Below are 18537 nucleotides of genomic sequence, written 5' to 3'. Positions count from 1 at the left end.
AAAGGGAAAATGTGATTCCGAATAGAAGAAAGGTAGGCTGAAATGAAAAAGAAAGAAGCCATGAAAGTGATTGCGGCGGCAGGAATTGCCATTGGGGGCATGGGAATGTTCCAGGATGGGAATGTAGTATATGCCGCAGAGCTTGATCAGAATGGAGAGGGAGGGTCAGATGAACTGGTCTTTTCCGCAGAGGAGAGGACGGAGAGTTCTGAAGAGCCGCAGACAAGAGAGACTTCTGAGTCTGCGGAACCCAGCTCGGAACAGATGAATGAAAATGTATCATATACGGACCAAGATTCGGGTTTTGCTTATGACGACGGAACAGGCAGTGCTGCATATGTAGACAGCGCGGCATCCACAGACAGCGTGGCAACGACAGAGAGTACGGATTCTGCTGCGGGAACTGAATCAACATACGGATCAGAGACAGTGGAGCAGCCTGTGCCGGAGAATCCTGCGCCGATAGAACCAGCGCCGGTAGATCCTGTACCTGTAGAACCTGTGCCAGTAGATCCCGCACCGGTAGAACCAGCGCCAGCGGACCCGGCACCGGTGGATTCTGTGGAGTCAACGGAAGATATAAATTCAGCGGCGGACAACAGCGCTGATACTTCCGAAGCGTCCGCATCAGATTCTGAGGCGGCAGTCTATGACTCTGAGACAGCAGATTCGGATTTAGGATCAATGTCATCTGATTCTACGACGACGGCATCAGATACCGGGGCTTCTGCATCGGATTCTAAGGATTCGGTATCTGAATCAGAAGCATCCACGACTGAATCCGAAGCATCGGCATCTGATTCAGAAGCATCCATGACTGAATCCGAAGTTGCAGATGAGCTTCCGATTGAAGGAAGTGACTGGCTCACGCCGACGTTATTGTCTAAGTTAAGAATCGCTCAGGCGAAACTTGAGAATGGTGAGGCACTGACAGAAGAAGAGGAAGCATTGCTTGCTAGATCCACGGCGGAAAGCCAGGCATGGTCAGAGAAGAACAGCACGCTGCTGTCAGAATCTGCTTCAGGCAGTACGATCCTGTCAGAAGTATATAGTAACGTATTGTCAGAATCTGAGTCGGGCAGTGTTGCGCTGTCAGAGGGACATAGTACTCTGTTGTCAGAATCTGCATCGAACAGTACAGTTCTGTCTGAGGCACATAGTACGCTTTTGTCAGAATCAACGTTTGCCAGTGAATCTCTGTCAGATCATTACAGCACGATGCTGTCAGAGTCTGAATCGGGTAGTACAGCAGCGTCGGAAGCAGTGTCTGGAGTTGTATCACAGTCGGAGATTGCGTCTACATTTGTGAGCACGAGTATGTCTGCATCTCAGTCAATGGCAGAGAGTACGAATCAGGCTACATCTGAGGCGGTTTCAATGGCGCAGAGTGAATATGACAGCTTGCTGGAACACTATAATGACAGCGAACAAAGACTTCAGAAATTAGCGCAATTAAAACAGGATATTAAGAATCAGGAGGCTCTAGTTAAGACGGAGCGTGAAAGAATATTAAAAAAGCGGTATAAGAAATTGGACAATGCCTATTATGTCCAAGCAGACAAACTGGCAAACCTCCTGATCCAGTATAAGATGCTTACAGACGCACAAGTGAATGATTATACGGAAGTTACTTTTTCTAACTGGACACCGTACGATGAGGGTGCTGAAGGTAAGTATGTGCTGGCTACGTATAAAGATAAGGAAGGGAAAATTCAGGAAAGATATTTTGATTACGTTACAGCAGATAGAGATGGCAACCCAATAGCCAATAGAAATGATAAACCCTGGTGGGCGCAAACACCATTGGACCCTGCGAATCATGAAAATGCAGAAAAAGTAGAGACTATTTATATCGTTGAAATTAAAAAAGGTACTAATGGTCAGTTTATACTTGACAAAGACGACGATTTTAAGGGCGGAAAGGCATATATAAGCGAAAAAGATTTTATAGATGGAAAGGATGAATTCACGCAGACGTATGAGTCGGATTATACAGAAGCTTCAGTAAAGCTTAGTGAAGCAAAGAGCGACAGCCTGAGTGAAAGTGAAAATCTTATACAGACATCAGAAGCAGTAAGTGCAGCAGCAAGCACCAGTGCATTAACTAGTCAAAATACCTCTGAGAATCAGAGTACGTTCATGTCAGACAGTGTACATAAGTATGAAAGCGAGAGTACGTCAATGTCAGACAGCGCAAGTACTTCTGCATCGGAATATGCAAGCAGGAGTACATTGCTGTCAGAAAGTGGAAGTACGCTGGATTCAACATACTTAAGTGAGAGTGCATCTGCGTCAGAAAGTGCAAGTGGCTTTTTGTCTACATCAGAAACTACGAGTAAGCATTTGTCAGAGAGTGCGAGTACATCTGCATCGACTTACATAAGCGAAAGTGAAAGCTTGTCGGGAGCACAAAGCGAATCTGAAGCGGCAATTTTAAGTCAAAGTACCTCTTTGAGTGAAAGTACTTCAACGATAGTAAGCGAGAGTGAGAGCACCTCGACAGTATTAAGTGAGAGTGAAAGTACCTCAACGGTAGTAAGTGAAAGCGAAAGCACCTCAACCGTAGTGAGCGAGAGTGAAAGCACCTCGACGGTGGTAAGTGAAAGTGAAAGCACGTCAACGGTAGTAAGTGAGAGCGAAAGCACCAGTACCGTAGTGAGCGAAAGTGAGAGTACTTCAACCGTAGTGAGTGAGAGTGAGAGCACCTCAACAGTAGTAAGTGAAAGTGAGAGCACTTCAACAGTAGTAAGCGAGAGCGAAAGCACCTCAACGGTAGTAAGTGAAAGCGAAAGCACCTCAACCGTAGTGAGCGAGAGTGAAAGCACGTCAACGGTGGTGAGTGAGAGCGAAAGTACCTCGACAGTAGTAAGTGAAAGCGAAAGCACCAGTACGGTAGTAAGCGAAAGCGAGAGCACTTCGACGGTAGTAAGTGAAAGTGAGAGCACCTCAACAGTAGTAAGTGAAAGCGAAAGCACCAGTACGGTAGTGAGCGAGAGTGAAAGCACCTCGACAGTAGTAAGTGAGAGTGAGAGCACCTCAACGGTAGTAAGTGAAAGCGAAAGCACCTCAACCGTAGTGAGCGAGAGCGAAAGTACTTCAACGGTAGTGAGTGAGAGCGAAAGCACTTCAACAGTAGTGAGCGAAAGCGAGAGCACTTCGACGGTAGTAAGTGAGAGCGAAAGTACCTCGACAGTAGTAAGTGAAAGTGAGAGCACTTCGACAGTAGTAAGTGAAAGCGAAAGCACTTCAACGGTAGTAAGCGAGAGCGAAAGTACTTCAACGGTAGTGAGTGAGAGCGAAAGCACTTCAACAGTAGTGAGCGAAAGTGAGAGCACTTCGACGGTAGTGAGTGAAAGCGAAAGTACCAGCACCGTAGTAAGCGAAAGTGAAAGCACTTCGACGGTAGTGAGTGAAAGCGAAAGTACCAGCACCGTAGTAAGCGAAAGTGAAAGCACTTCGACGGTAGTGAGTGAAAGCGAGAGCACTTCGACGGTAGTAAGTGAAAGTGAGAGCACCTCAACCGTAGTGAGCGAGAGCGAAAGTACTTCAACGGTAGTAAGCGAAAGTGAGAGTACCTCGACGGTAGTAAGTGAGAGCGAAAGCACCAGTACCGTAGTGAGTGAAAGTGAAAGTACTTCAACGGTAGTAAGCGAAAGTGAAAGCACCAGTACGGTAGTAAGTGAGAGCGAGAGCACCTCGACAGTAGTAAGTGAGAGTGAAAGCACCAGTACGGTAGTAAGCGAAAGTGAAAGTACTTCAACCGTAGTAAGTGAGAGTGAAAGTACCTCGACGGTAGTAAGCGAGAGTGAAAGTACGTCAACGGTAGTAAGTGAAAGCGAAAGTACCTCGACGGTAGTAAGTGAAAGCGAAAGCACGTCAACCGTAGTGAGTGAAAGCGAAAGCACGTCAACCGTAGTAAGCGAAAGCGAGAGCACCTCGACGGTAGTAAGCGAAAGCGAGAGCACTTCGACGGTAGTAAGTGAAAGCGAAAGCACGTCAACGGTAATAAGTGAGAGCGAAAGCACCAGTACCGTAGTGAGTGAAAGTGAAAGCACCTCAACAGTGGTAAGTGAGAGCGAAAGCACCTCAACAGTAGTGAGCGAGAGTGAGAGCACCTCAACGATAGTAAGCGAAAGTGAAAGTACTTCAACCGTAGTGAGCGAGAGTGAGAGCACCTCAACTGTAGTAAGTGAAAGTGAGAGTACCTCGACGGTAGTAAGTGAAAGCGAGAGCACTTCGACGGTAGTAAGTGAAAGCGAAAGCACTTCAACGGTAGTAAGTGAAAGCGAGAGCACTTCAACGGTAGTAAGCGAAAGTGAAAGCACTTCGATAGTGGTAAGTGAGAGCGAAAGCACCTCGACGGTAGTAAGCGAAAGCGAGAGCACCAGTACAGTAGTGAGTGAAAGCGAAAGCACGTCAACCGTAGTAAGCGAAAGCGAGAGCACCTCGACGGTAGTAAGCGAAAGTGAAAGTACGTCAACCGTAGTGAGTGAGAGTGAGAGCACCTCAACCGTAGTAAGTGAAAGTGAGAGTACTTCAACCGTAGTAAGTGAGAGTGAAAGTACCTCGACGGTAGTAAGTGAAAGCGAAAGCACCTCGACAGTAGTAAGTGAGAGTGAGAGCACTTCAACGGTAGTAAGTGAAAGCATGAGCACGAGTGCCAGCACTTCGTCCAGCGAAAGCACAAGTGCCAGCACCTCATCCAGCGAGAGCACATCTACCAGCTCAGCAGAGACGGATACTCCGACCCCGGATACTCCGCCGACCCCGGCAGAAGACGATGCTCCTGATGCGCCGACAGATACTCCTGCACCGGATGCACCGACAGACACCCCGGCACCGGATACTCCGGCAACCCCGGCGACACCAGACGCGGATGCCCTGGCAGTACCTGCGGCGGCAACCCCGGCACCTGCAGTAGCAACCCCGACACCAACAGTAACTCCGACCGTACCGGTAGTGGATACCCCGATACCGTTGGCGGATATGAGTGATGTAGATACTCCGAATGACCAGCCGATGCAGACGGTTAACGACCCGGATACTCCATTGGCGGATATGGCGGTTGCCAACGGACTGATGCATAATATCCAGCATATATGTGAAGTATTTGCATCTGCATTCCTGCCGTTCTTCTATGCGGGAAGCAACCGGAAGAGGAGGAAGAAGGTTTCTGAACTGAAAAAAGAGGTAGATGAGAAGACAGAAGGGAAAGATAGTTGATGAAGTTTTTTGAAAATTTAGTATGGGGATTTTGCCATTGGGATACGTTTGCATTGGTTTTTCTTGCCGCCATCACAGGATGGTACTTCATACAAAGGCATAAACTGAAAAAAGAAATAAAGGATTTGGAGGATCAGCTGGACTGATCGAATGATGAGAAATTGGTGGCTGCTGTCATATATGGCAGCCACTGATTTTGATTTTTATTTATAACCGGGAGAGTGGTTGTGCAAGAATCGAAAGAAAATGTATTAAAATATAAACTGGCCTATTCGGGGATCATTCTTTTCGTATATCTGATTGGGAAAAATATTCCTTTATATGCTCTGGATGTTTCAGCCTACAGGGAAGCCTACTTTAATGTGGAGGAATTGCTGCTCCAGAGTATCAGCGGGGATGCGTTCCGTTCTTCGGTGTTTGCGCTTGGAATTTTTCCTTCCATGATATCCGGATTTATAGTTCAGATTTTTATGGCAATCAGGGGACTGTTTACAAAATCCGGGATTTCTCCGGGAAAGTCCCGACGTATGACGGTGGCGGTTACGCTTGGTATCGCTTTATTTCAGGCGTTTACCCAGGTGAGAGAGATCAAGTTCATGGCGTCTGCCCAGGAACTGCCCCTGGTACAGGCGATTGCGGCTGCGGAAATGGTGACAGGCGCGGTCCTCATAATGTGGATGTCGGACAGGAACAGCAGATTTGGGGTCAGCGGCAGGATGGTATTCATCACTGTGAATATTCTGGAACGGATTACAGGGATTTTGTTCAGGCAGACTTTGGACCGCCTTGCAGTCCCATTGATGATTTCAGCCGTGATGATGTTCCTTATGCTGATTATGGAAAATACGGAAAAGAGGATTCCGGTACAGCGCATTTCCATACACAATATTTATGCGGATAAGAATTATATGGCGATCAAACTCAATCCTGCGGGAATGATGCCGATGATGTTTGCTACTGCAGTATTTATGCTGCCAAAGCTCATCGTATCTCTTCTGATATCTTTTTATCCGCATCATCAGGGAATCCTCTGGTGGCAGGAGAATCTGTCCCTGACAAAGCCTTTCGGCATATTGATCTATATTGTCTGTGAATATCTGCTGACGATCCTGTTTGCGATGCTGATGCTCAACCCGAAGGATATTTCCGAGCGGTTTTTAAAAAGCGGGGACAGCATTGTGGATCTTCATGCCGGACGTGATACAAGGCGGTATCTGCGAGGGGTTGTATGGCGGCTCAGCCTGATTGGCGCGACCGTTATGGGTGGCTGCATCGTGACGCCGATGCTTCTGCAGGCGTATGGGGGGATGGACAGTACATTGGCAGCACTGCCTACCTCTATGATGATGCTGATCGGATTTTCATGCAATATGTACAGGGAGTGCGTCACATACAGGAATTACGATTCCTGCAGGCCCCTGTTTTAAACATGTGTGTGGAGTGATTGCGGATAGAAACAAAATAATAGGAGCTGTAAAATGTTATATTTTATTCCGGCATGGTATAAGAAAAGAGAATGGTGTGAAAGTGAGGAGAGCTGGCGGGTAAAGCGGATGTATTCCGAATTTGACGACACTGTAAAGCAGATTCAGCTTTTTCACCGCAGCGGGGGATATGACTACCAGATCATGCTTCTTGGCTTTTCCCCGAACTTCCGGCATTTTCTCCATCGGCAGGGAGTATTCCGGGTGCCCTACTGGTCCTGCTTTGACGCGATCCAGGAGGTCAGGCGGAAGAAGGCCGAAGTGCTGTCGTTTCATGACCTGGACTGGCCGGAGGGGATTGAGTTTCTCTATACGCCCTTCGTGGTGGCAGCTATGCTGGGCCAGGAGAAATACGCCCAGATTGACTTTGCCGAGGACGGGAATCCGATCTGGGTGGAACTGTATCAGAATGGTACGATTTTCCGGCGGGACTTGTTTGACGACAGGGGATTTACTGCCAGTATGATTTTTTATGAAAACGGACAGCCTGCGTATCAGGATTATATGACAGAGGCCGGAATATGGAAGCTTCGGCGTTATGATAAAGACGGGCATGTGGAGATAAATGAAGGATGTCCGGAATATCTGCTGGAGTGCGGCGGCTTACGGGAAACAAGGCAATTTTCACGGATAACCTATGAGAATATGGACCAGGTGATCTGCGAGGTGCTGTCATCCTATCTGGAGCTGACAGATACGCAGGATGTATTCTGCATCGCCATGCATAACCTTCATGCGAAGCTCCTGGGACAGGCATTGAAAGGAAAAAAAAGGATCTTGTCATTTTATCATGACAGATATCAGATTTCAGATGATCCGGATTCACTGGAAATGATCCGGAGTGCGGATTATGTGGTGGTGGATTCCAAGGACAATGCGAAGAAGCTGCAGAGTATGCTTCAGATTCCAGCTGACCGCCTTGCGGCGATTCCGCCGTATGATACGCGGGTTGACGAGGGGCTCAGCCTGCAGAGCGGCCTGCAGAAGCTTATGATGGCTGTGGATGGTCTGGACAGTGAAACATTCGGAGAAGCAATCCGTATCCTTGGCGGATATCTGCCAAGGAAGAAAGGGGCCAGGGTTCATCTGTTTACCAGAGAGGCAGGATATGACAGCAAGCAGAGGCTTCTGGAACGGACGCGGACCGAGCTGGCTAAAAACGGTATGCCGGAAGAGTGGGCCGGGGAAGCAGGAAATGATATCGTGTCGGAGAATGGATTGGAAGAGGATGGAAAAGTACCGGTTCTTTTTGTCCCGGAACAGTGTGTGGACGAGCTGTCTGTGAGCAAATGTATGCGGGAGCAGTGGCTGATCATAGACCTGCGGGAGGTGCCGGAGCTGTATCTGCAGATCAACGCAATCAGCTTTGAGATTCCCCAGATTGTATGGAAAAAGACAGAGTTCATCACGGACGGCGGCAACGGCATCATCCTGGACAGGCTGGAAAAGCTGCCCCAGGCACTGGATTACTATCTGGACGGACTGGAGCACTGGAATGAGGCAAAGATTTTTTCTTATGAAATAAGCAAAAAATATACAACGGAACGTTTGCTGGAGATGTGGGGGGAGGTCATGGACAGCGTTGGCTAAGATACAGATTTTACAGCTTGGGAATGAGGACTGGAATGAGATCTATACATTGCCGGAGGGCGTGACACTGGATTATGCCGAGGAATTTATTGAGCCTCCGGAGAAAGCGTATGACCTGTTCTTTCTGGACCGAAACCTTCTGGAAGAGGAGATCAGGCAGGTCTACCGCTCGGCGAAGGCATATACGCTCTTTGTGACAAGCAAGGTGGATGTCAGGGGGCGTATGGAATGGCTGTGCCGCAGCAGAAGGGCACAGCATCTTCCAAGGGCGGATATCCAGAGATTTTTGACAGAAGAAACCCGCTTTTATTTCCCGCGTCCTTATGGGGAAAAATTCGCATTGCGGGATGTGGCTGTGGCACACGGATTCTCTGGGAAAGTGAAGTGGAACGGGAACCAGAATATCTTGCTGGAGGGTGACTTTGGAGAGGAGTTTCGCCAGGCAGCATACTGGCGTTACAACAATCCGCTGCCTAAGGGAGAGGCGGCAGATTTCTGGCTGGAATACGATAAGGACCCGTCTGTTGAGATTGTTCTGGAAGTCACAATTTTTGCGACAGGAACGGCATCTGTTGTTCTGGAACGGCTGGAACTCAGCGAGAAGGATCTGGAACAGGTTGTCCGGCTGGAAAGCAGCAAGGGGAACGGCACGCTCTTTTTCTCTGTCAAAGCAAAGGGCAGAGGCAGACTCTGGCTGACGGGTTTGCATAAAAGGCTGTCCAGAGGCAGTCATGGTTATTTTCTTCCGGGAGGGGAACGGTATGTGACTTCCAGCCGGGAGGAAGCATTCTGCTATTTTGATCCGGGGGATCTGAAACCGCCTTTGAATGTATATTTTTCCGGATATAAGACTCTGGAGGGATTTGAAGGATATTTCATGGTAAAGGCATTGGGGTGTCCCTTTCTTCTGATCGCGGAGCCGCGCCTGGAAGGCGGCAGTTTCTATATGGGATCGGATGAGTATGAGCAGATCTATGTGAATATGATCAGAAAACACATGAAGGAACTTGGATTTACTCCGGATCAGGTGATCCTGTCGGGACTTTCCATGGGAACCTTCGGCGCTTTATATTATGGATGCGACATCCGTCCCCATGCCATGATCGTTGGGAAGCCATTGGCCAGCATCGGAAATGTGGCGGCAAATGAGAAGCATCTGCGCCCCGGCGGTTTTCCGACATCCCTGGATATTCTGCGTTTTCAGTGCGGCGGCTCGGGGGAAGAATGCGTCCAAAGGCTGAATGAGAAATTCTGGAACAAGTTTGAGAAAACAGATTGGGGAAGCTCAAAGTTTGTGGTTGCTTATATGATCGAGGACGACTATGACGCGGACGCATACCTTTCCATGCTCTCCCATCTGCAGTCTGACGGTGTCCAGGCATACGGCAAGGGAATCCATGGGAGGCATAACGACGACACGACGGGAATCATCAATTGGTTTCTGAATCAATACAAAAAAATCCTGAGAGAGGATTTTGGCAGAAAGATGGAATAAAGAGAATGACAGGGGAAAAATGGACAGTTTACTGGAATGAATATTCTTCCAATACCTATCTGTATGGATCGGAAATCACCTACCACGCAAAGGATGATGTAGAATTTAAGAACATGCTGATGGCTCCCGGGACGGTGATCAAGCACTGGTTTTCCAAAACCTATTACCAAATGCAGAGGATCGAGCCTGCGCTGCCGATGATCGACGGCGAAGGTAGATACCAGCTGACGGTGCATATTGACTGCCCGGAGGATGAGACATGGCTGATTCAGTTGATCTTCTATGACAAATATGAGGTGGAGGCAGGGCGCATCTCTGTCAGGGATGAGGTATCGTATTTTCAATGCCCTCTTAGGACGTACAGCTACAGGATGCAGTTGATGAACGGCGGGATGACCCGGTTTCATTTTCATAAAATTGAGATTCAGGAAGTCGAGTATGAGACAGAAGAAGAGGAAACTAAGAAAACTGTATAAGATCCTGCGTCAGGTCAGAAGCCATGGAGAACGGATGGCCGGGCTCTCAGATACCGAGCTGTCCCACCTGACGGTTGAATTTAAAGAGCGGCTGGCAAAAGGGGAGACTCTGGATGATATCCTGCCGGAGGCATTTGCGGCAATCTGCGAAGCGGATTTCCGGATTCTGGGGATGGCGCCATTTGATGTACAGGTGTTGGGAGGGATTGCGCTGCACCAGGGATGTCTTGCGGAGATGAATACCGGAGAAGGGAAGACGCTGGTGGCTACCATGCCTCTCTACCTGAATGCGCTGACAGGAAAGAGCACCATCCTGGTGACGGCCAACGGATATCTGGCGTCCAGGGACGCGGAGGAGATGGGGGCGGTATACCGCTTCATGGGCCTGTCTGTTGCGGCGGGTGTCCCTGGGAAGGGGCAGAAGGAATTTGGAACCGCGGAGAAGCAGGAGGTCTATGCGGCGGATATCGTATATACGACCCATGGCGCGCTGGGCTTTGATTATCTGATCGATAATCTGGCGAAAAAATCTGCGGATCGTTTTTTAAGGGAATTTTATTATGTGATCATAGATGAGGCGGATTCTGTACTGCTGGACGCGGCCCAGACCCCGCTGATTATCTCGGCGTCGCCCAGGGTACAGTCGAACCTGTATGCGGTGGCAGACCTTTTTGTCACTACGCTGGTGGAAGAGAGGGACTATATGCTGGAGGACGGGGCCGTGTGGTTTACGGAGGAAGGAATCCGGTACGCGGAAACATTTTTCCAGATTGATAATTTTTATGCCAGGGAGCATTTTGAGATCAACCGCCATGTGATACTGGCCCTCAGGGCGCACAAGCTGCATGAAAAGGGGGAAAACTATATCGTATCCAGGGATCGGAAGCTGCTGCTGATGGACGGCAGCACCGGGCGTTCGCTGGACGGCATGAAGCTTCGGGGCGGACAGCATCAGGCTCTGGAAGCAAAGGAGGGGGTTCCTCTGACCCAGGAAAGCCGAGCCGTGGCGGTGGTGACGTTTCAGAATCTGTTCTTGATGTTTCCCAAACTGGCAGGGATGAGCGGCACTCTGGCAGATGCCGCAGAGGAGCTGCGGGATGTATACGGCGTGAAGGTCGTGGTGATCCCTACGAATCGTCCGAAGAAGAGGAAGGATCTGCCGGACCGCTATTTTCCGAATGCGAAACAACAGGTTGAGGCAGCGGCTATGACCGCCCTGGAGATCCATAAGACCGGGCGGCCGGTGCTGATCGTGGCGGCGAATATCAAGAATACGGAACGTATATCGAAGATCCTTATGAAGGAGAAAATTCCCCACAGCGTGCTGAACGCGAACAATGCTTATTGGGAGGCGCAGATCGTCAAGGAAGCGGGAAGGCGCGCCACAGTGACGGTGGCAACAACCATGGCGGGCAGGGGAACGGATATCAAGCTGGAAGAAGGCGTGGAAGAGCTTGGCGGCCTTGCGGTAATCGGCATCGGGCGGATGGACAATGTGCGGATGGAACGGCAGGCCAGGGGACGTGCCGGCAGGCAGGGGGACGCAGGGACCAGCCAGTTTTTTGTGTCACTGGAGGATGATCTCATGGGGGACAATCCGTCGCTGGAGAAGTATATAGAGGAGAGAAGGCGGATTGGGAAACGAAAGCTGAAAAAGAAGATCAACAAGACCCAGACCATGGGGGAAGAAGGGTCTGTGATGGCAAGGAAAAATGCCGTAATCTACGATAAGGTGATACAGCGGCAAAGAGGGTTGATCTATGCCACCAGGGATAAGCTGTTAGAGGGCGAGGAGCTGCCTGTGGAAATGATCCTGAAAATGGCAGATGGGAATATTAAGAGATTTCTTACTGCCAATGCGAACCTGGACAGGCGTACGCTGAACCGGTATATTCTGGACAATATTTCTTATCAGCTGGACAGGGATGCGGTGGATCTGCAGGTAGAGGACCGGGAGGCTGTAGAGGGATATCTTACGGAAAAGGTACGGAAGGTTATGGCGGAGCAGGAAAAGAAGATAGGCAATTCTAAAAGGATGAATGAATTTATCCGTGTGGCTGTGCTCAATGCCGTGGATAATGGCTGGGTGGAGCAGGTGGATTATATGCAGCAGCTCCAGGCGGCGGTATCGGGAAGGTCGTTTGCCCAGCGTAATGTGTTGTTTGAGTACCAGAATGAATCCTTTGAGTCGTTCCGGGAGATGGAGAGCACGGTGTATGGGAATGCGATGCGGAGTATTCTGCTTAGTGATATTTATCTGGATGAACAGGAGAATTTGCATATATTGTTTCCGTGATGCGCTGTTTGGTGAATTATGGAATAGAGCGTGTATAAGGAATGTATGGGGGACGGGAAATGGCCATTTATGTATTCAGTCTTTTGGTGGGGTATGCACCCAATGGAGTGGACTACGCACAGGGGTATCGGGCAAATATATTCAGTAAATTGTCCTGCCCGGTTCGGTATATATTTGCGGAATTGCCTGGAAGGTATGATATTGATTATTATAAAAAGCTTGGAATTAGGGAAGAGGATATGTTCAGCATGTGGCATTATTTACTGGATCATCCGACCCTGCGGCCGACGGTGAAGGCGAGGGATAAGCTGGTGGAGCTGATGGAGAGCCTGCAGATCAGAGAGGTGGACTATCAGGGATCAGAAATTCGGCTGATGAAGGAGGATCTGGCTATTGCTACGCTTGTACTGGTTCCGGGGGATTGGGAACATCTGCTGTGTGTCCATTATTTTGACCGGGGAAAGCTGATCCGTACGGAAATGTATACGGATCAAATCGCATGTACGGACTATTTTGCAACAGCAGAGTCGGAGCGTGGGCTTTATGCCAAAAGAACGAGAAGGACATATTATCATAAAGATGGTTCGGTGGCTTATGAACAGATATTTGCGGGGGAAAGATCCTGGTATCTGCTTCAGGATGGAAAGACTCTTACCAGTGTCGGATTGATTGAGGAGTTTATGAAGAAATTGGATCTGTCGGAGCAGGACATAATCCTGATAGACAGATTTGCGCAATTGGATTATATCCAGCCGCTTTTCCGGTGGAAAAGGAAGGCAAAGGTAATTGCTGTGATGCATGCAGGTCATTATTTTGAAGCGGGGGAGAGCGCTTATACGGTAAACTTCAATCAGGATTATAATTATCTCTTTAGATATTCCGGCATGATTGACAATATTGTGGTGTCTACGCAGCAGCAAAAGGAAGAACTGACGGAGAAACTTCTGGAATACCAATGCGGCGTTCCCAGTATCAGAGTCATACCGGCAGGTTTCGTGGAGCATCTGCGGTATCCGGACAGAGGACGGAAGCGTTACTCTATGGTGTCGGTTTCACGTATTCAGTGGCATAAAAAGATCCATTGGCTGATTGAGAGCGCCATAAAGGCGCATCAGGTGAATGAGAACATCTCGCTTGATATCTATGGGAGCGGGAATTTCGATTATATCAACTTGATGAAAGGTATGGTGGAAAAGCATCATGCGCAGTCTTATATCAGATTTTTAGGACATCAGGATGTGACGGAGGTTTATAAGAATTATGAGGTGTTTCTGACAGCATCGACTTTTGAAACGCTGGGACTTTCTATTTTGGAGGCAATCTCATCCGGTACAGCGGTAATTGGATTGGATGTGAAATATGGCAGCCGGCTTTTGATTCACCCAGGGGAAAATGGATATCTGATTGATTTTGATCCTGGCAGTTCGGAGGAGTCGGAAATTGTGGATTGTATGACGGAGAAGATGATTGAAATCTTTGCGGATTCGGAGCGGTTGGAAAAATTTCAGGAGCGTTCATATGAGATTGCCAGTAGATTTACGGTTTGGGAGGTAGAAGATAGATGGGGGAAATTTATGCAGGAAGTTTTGGAGAAGGAAAAAGGAACATCAGAGCCTTTGATGCTTGGAAATACATTCAATAATTTTATGTGTTCATATAGAAAAGCGTCTGGAAATTTTTCGCATGGACGGTGGAAGAAAAGAAGACGATAAAAGTTTGAACATCGCTGGATAGGAAAAGGAGCAAATCAGTCTATGAGGAAGTAATGAATCAAGGTTCAGTTATATATACCATATCTGGAAACAGAAGCTGGAAAGAAGTGGAAGGAAATATTATCATGAAGGTTCATATTACAAATTTGTACGGTATGGGGGGAGCGGCTGGGAATGCCCAGCAGATGACAGCAGGCATTGCTCAAAAAGAGTTTAATTATCATGAACTGGGAATCTATAAATATCCTATGAATTCAGATACGCCGGATATGCTTCGAACAAGGCTGGATGGGATCGTTGCTTCCGTCAGCCACGGAGATATTGTGATTTTCCAACTGCCTACGTGGAACGGTATTCGGTTCGATGAGGTTTTTGAAGAGCATTTTCGCGGCTACAGGGGATTGAAAAAAATATTTTTTATTCATGATGTGCCGCCACTGATGGAAAAGAAGCTATTTGGAGAATTAGAAAGGTATATTGCGTTTTATAACCGGGCGGATCTGATTATCCTGCCATCCCGTAATATGGCCGAATATCTGCAGGCTAAAGGACTTACTGTGAAAAAAATTGTGATTCAGCGGATGTGGGATGCTCCGGTTGATATTGATCTTACAAAGATGCCAAAATTCCGGAAAAGGATGAATTTTGCGGCAAATGTTGTGATGTATCCGCGCCCCTTTGTTCAAAACTGGAACAGCGACAGAGTTGAACTGGCAGTTACGGCAGAACCGGGAAACTATGCCTGGGCCGACCATAAAAATATCCATTTCCTGGGCTGGTTTGAGAATGAGAGTGCATTGGCTTATGCACTTCGGAAGAGCGGGGGCTTTGGTCTGCTGTGGCATGACGATCCGGTATGGATAGAATATATGAAGCGTAATGCCTGCTGTAAGCTCGGCACATATCTGGCGTCTGGTATTCCGGTCATCGTACACAGCAGTATCGCGGAGGCGGATACGATTCGCCGTAAAAATCTGGGACTGGCGGTAGATTCTCTGGATGAAGCAGTGAATCAGGTGGAGCAGATGACAGAGGATCAATATAATCGGATGGCCCAGGATGTGGATTCATTCGGTAATCTGATCCGGCAGGGGTTTTTCGCAAAGAAATTGCTGACAGATGCTGTTTTTCAATTGCTGTATGATTGATACACCGTGCAGAAACGATTGTACACAGTGAAAGAGGGTTCATAGCAGCACATAGGATTTTGTTATTTGCGGCGGTAAATAGCAGGTGCGGCAGGGTAATGTAAAGTATCGTATGAAAAAATGATATGGGTATTGTCCGCATTTAAAATCTGCTTCGCAAATTGGTTACAAAAGAAAGGAAACAAAGTAAAATGATTTATAACTTTCATCACTTTTATTACTGGCTGAAGGGCGGTGTGGAAACGGGACAGGCTTACCGGGCGAAAATATTCCGAGAACTGGGGCTGGAGGCAAAATTTATCTTTGCCACTACATTTCCAAATCATAATATCCAGCATGAAACAGCGTACCTTGGGTTTCAGGATTCCGAGGTGATATGGATGTACGGTTTTTTTACGGACTGCAGGATTTCACCGGTTACTTATACGCTGGAGCAGTTGGAAAATACGTTTGAGGAGAGGAACTATACGTTTTCGCGGGACGGAAAGATTGTAACGTACCATTTTCCGGATTTGGGTGTGTACTATACAGTTTATATGACAGATGAAAAGCGTGATCTTGTCCATAGGGTTATGATGATTTCCAATGGCTGCCTGGTACGGCAGGATTATTATACATATTGCAGGAACTATTCGGAGTATTATATTCCGGTGAACGGGCAGGCCCAAATGTATCTGCGGAGGTTTTTTCATGAGGATGGAAGCGTTGCCTATGAAGAGGTGACAGAAGGAGATTCGGCCTTCTATAAATTCACGGACCGGCTGCTGTATTCCAGAGAGGAACTGCTCTCGGAGCTGATGTCGCGGCTGAACCTTACGGAGGACGATGTAGTCCTGATTGACTGCGAGCCTGGAATGATAGAAAAGGCAGCGTTCATACAAAATGCCGCGCCTGCAAAGGTCGGACTGGTGATTCATGCCGACCATTTCTGGAACTATGATGAAGAACATGTATTGTGGTACGGCATCTATGAGTACGCTTTTGCACATCCGGAAAAGATCAGCTTTTTCATTACGAATACGGAGGCGCAGAATCAGCTTCTCAGGGAGCAGTTCCGAAAATATACGGGGAAGGAGCCGGACATCCGGACAATACCGGTGGTGGGGCTTGACGGATTGAAAAAGCCGGAAAAGAAGAGAAAAAAACATGCTTTGATCTCTGCGGGACGGCTGGCGCCGGAGAAACGGATGGATCAGGTGATAAAGGCCGTGGCAGAGGCAAGAAAAGAGGTTCCGGATCTGTCTCTGGATATCTATGGGGAAGGCGGGGATAGAAAAAATTTACAAAAACTGATTGATAAGCTGGGATGCAGCGACTGCGTGCGGCTGTGCGGATTTCGCAAGCTGGGAGAATTGTATCAGGAGTATGACGCATATGTGTCGGCATCCTATATAGAGACGCTGGGCGTGACTCTGTTGGAGGCAGTTGGTTCCGGACTGCCGATTGTAAGCTATGATATGCGCTACGGGGCGCAGATGTTTATAGATGAAGGAGAAAACGGCTATAAGGTTCCATGGGAGAATGTGGAGGAGCTGGCAAAAGCGATTGTACGCCTGTTTACAGAGGCGGATCTGGAGGCTTTTCGAAAGCATTCTTATGAAAAAGCAGAGACGCATCTGACAAAGGAGGTAGTAAAGAAATGGAAGAACCTATTATGTTAGCGGATACGATCTTGCTGTTTGACAGCTATTCACAGGACAGCAAAAGGCTGCATGATTCTTTCCGGCTGGCCGGATGTGAGTGCTCTGCAGTTGTATTGGAAGAAAATGATTTTCTGCCGGAAGAGGTCATGTCGGCGTATGACCTGTTTTTGGGTTATTATGGAGAAAAGGGGAAAAGCCTTGGAAAAGCGAGGTTTTTCAATGAAATTGAGGTGCCGGATCTTTGGAGTATCAACGCGGGGGTGGGAGAGACAGATTATGGGAGGATCACTTACCAGCATGAGGAAAAGGGCAGGATCTACTACCTGGATTCACCGAAAAAATATCTGGTAAAAGCGGTGGACTGGTTCGACCGGAAAGGGACCGTACGTTTCAGGGACCATTACAACCGTTATGGGGCGGTCTGCGCCAGAACGGTATATGACGGACAGGGCAGAGAAGTGGGGAAAACATGGTTTTCTGCAGGCGGGCAGGAAGCCATCACATGGAATTGTATTACCGGAGACCTGATCGTAAACGACGGGGAGCTGGTGAAGTTTTTCCGGACAAAGCTGGACATGTTTGTTTATTTTTTCAAAAGGGCAGGCTTTGAGCAGAAACAGGTGTTTTATAATTCACTGGCGAATCCATTTTTGATTTCCAACAGACTTGCTTCCTCAGAAAAGAGGGATGTGCTGTTCTGGCAGGAAAGTGTTCATGAGGCAATCCCGGGAAATATGCAGGTGATTCTGAATGGACAGGCTGGCCGTATAGGAAGGATACTGGTACAGAGGGGAGATTCTTATAACCGGCTTCTGGAACTGGGGGCGAATCCTGATATCGTGCAAAGACTGGGATTTGTATATGATTTCAAAAAGGAGAACGGACATAAACCGCAGGCATTAATCTGTACAAATTCGGAACGGATTGAACACTGCGAAGAGCTGGTTCAGGCTTTCCCGCAGATGCAGTTCCATATCGCGGCGGTTACGCTGATGTCGCCGAAGCTGATGGATCTGGAGAAGTATGAGAATGTGAGCCTGTATCCGGGAGTGCAGACAGAGACGTTGGATGAACTTTTTCAGCTGTGCGATTATTATTTTGATATCAACCACTGGACGGAAATTGTCTCTGCGGTTTATCAGGCATTCCTGCATAACCATCTGATCTTTGCGTTTGAGGAGACGGCGCATAACAGGGCGTATGCGGCGGATGCGCATGTATATCCGGCGGCAGAATTTGACAGGATGGTTTCGGATGTGAGGGAGACGATGGAGAATCAGGAACAGATGGAACGTCATCTGCAGATGCAGAGAGAAGATGCCATGGCCGAAGAGAAAGAGACATATGTGAGGTTGGCGGAATGTTAAAAGCTCGGAACAGTTACAAGAATTTTTATGCAGGACTTGTTTTATGCGGGACTGACAGAAATGATTGTGTGAAGTGGCTGTGAATAGCAACGAAAGAAAGGAT

At 48.1% G+C, this 18537-nt stretch carries 11 protein-coding genes; all 11 read left to right on the top strand.

What is annotated here, in order from left to right; genetic code table 11:
* Positions 1–42 precede the first annotated feature (42 nt).
* The 11 genes from EBB54_RS15880 (at position 43) to gtfB (ending at position 18434) form a co-directional block, all read left to right on the top strand.
* Positions 43–5223: a hypothetical protein gene (locus EBB54_RS15880; protein ID WP_154677797.1), complete on the top strand. Its 5181-nt coding sequence runs from the start codon at positions 43–45 to the stop codon at positions 5221–5223.
* Positions 5223–5369 carry a hypothetical protein gene (locus EBB54_RS30195; RefSeq protein WP_154677796.1) on the top strand — a complete coding sequence of 49 codons (147 nt, stop codon included), beginning with the start codon at positions 5223–5225 and terminating at the stop codon, positions 5367–5369. The genes EBB54_RS15880 and EBB54_RS30195 overlap by 1 nt, the downstream gene beginning before the upstream one ends.
* 81 nt (positions 5370–5450) lie before the next feature.
* Complete coding sequence (locus tag EBB54_RS15875) at positions 5451–6650, top strand: preprotein translocase subunit SecY (protein WP_125128163.1); 1200 nt, start codon at positions 5451–5453, stop codon at positions 6648–6650.
* 51 nt (positions 6651–6701) lie between these two features.
* Positions 6702–8297, top strand: a complete 1596-nt coding sequence (gene asp1, locus EBB54_RS15870) for an accessory Sec system protein Asp1 (protein ID WP_125128162.1) — start codon at positions 6702–6704, stop codon at positions 8295–8297.
* The gene (gene asp2, locus EBB54_RS15865) at positions 8290–9792 is read left to right on the top strand and encodes an accessory Sec system protein Asp2 (protein ID WP_125128161.1); all 1503 of its coding nucleotides are present in this window, start codon (positions 8290–8292) and stop codon (positions 9790–9792) included. The genes asp1 and asp2 overlap by 8 nt, the downstream gene beginning before the upstream one ends.
* A gap of 5 nt (positions 9793–9797) precedes the next feature.
* Complete coding sequence (gene asp3 / locus EBB54_RS15860; RefSeq protein ID WP_125128160.1) at positions 9798–10268, top strand: accessory Sec system protein Asp3; 471 nt, start codon at positions 9798–9800, stop codon at positions 10266–10268.
* Positions 10231–12564 (top strand): accessory Sec system translocase SecA2, encoded by a 2334-nt coding sequence (secA2, locus tag EBB54_RS15855; protein ID WP_125128159.1) that lies wholly within the window; start codon positions 10231–10233, stop codon positions 12562–12564. The genes asp3 and secA2 overlap by 38 nt, the downstream gene beginning before the upstream one ends.
* A 59-nt stretch (positions 12565–12623) precedes the next feature.
* A complete protein-coding gene (locus EBB54_RS15850) occupies positions 12624–14276 on the top strand; it encodes a glycosyltransferase (protein WP_125128158.1) in 1653 nt (550 codons plus the stop codon).
* 125 nt (positions 14277–14401) lie between these two features.
* A complete protein-coding gene (locus EBB54_RS15845) occupies positions 14402–15424 on the top strand; it encodes a sugar transferase (protein ID WP_125128157.1) in 1023 nt (340 codons plus the stop codon).
* 191 nt (positions 15425–15615) lie between these two features.
* Positions 15616–17085: a glycosyltransferase gene (locus EBB54_RS15840; protein ID WP_125128156.1), complete on the top strand. Its 1470-nt coding sequence runs from the start codon at positions 15616–15618 to the stop codon at positions 17083–17085.
* Positions 17064–18434 (top strand): accessory Sec system glycosylation chaperone GtfB, encoded by a 1371-nt coding sequence (gene gtfB, locus EBB54_RS15835; RefSeq protein ID WP_125128155.1) that lies wholly within the window; start codon positions 17064–17066, stop codon positions 18432–18434. Before EBB54_RS15840 ends, gtfB begins: the two co-directional genes overlap by 22 nt.
* Positions 18435–18537 lie beyond the last annotated feature (103 nt).

Origin of the sequence: Schaedlerella arabinosiphila (assembly GCF_003885045.1) — a bacterium.
GTDB lineage: Bacteria > Bacillota > Clostridia > Lachnospirales > Lachnospiraceae > Schaedlerella > Schaedlerella arabinosiphila.
This window is presented reverse-complemented; position numbering and strand designations above follow the sequence as displayed.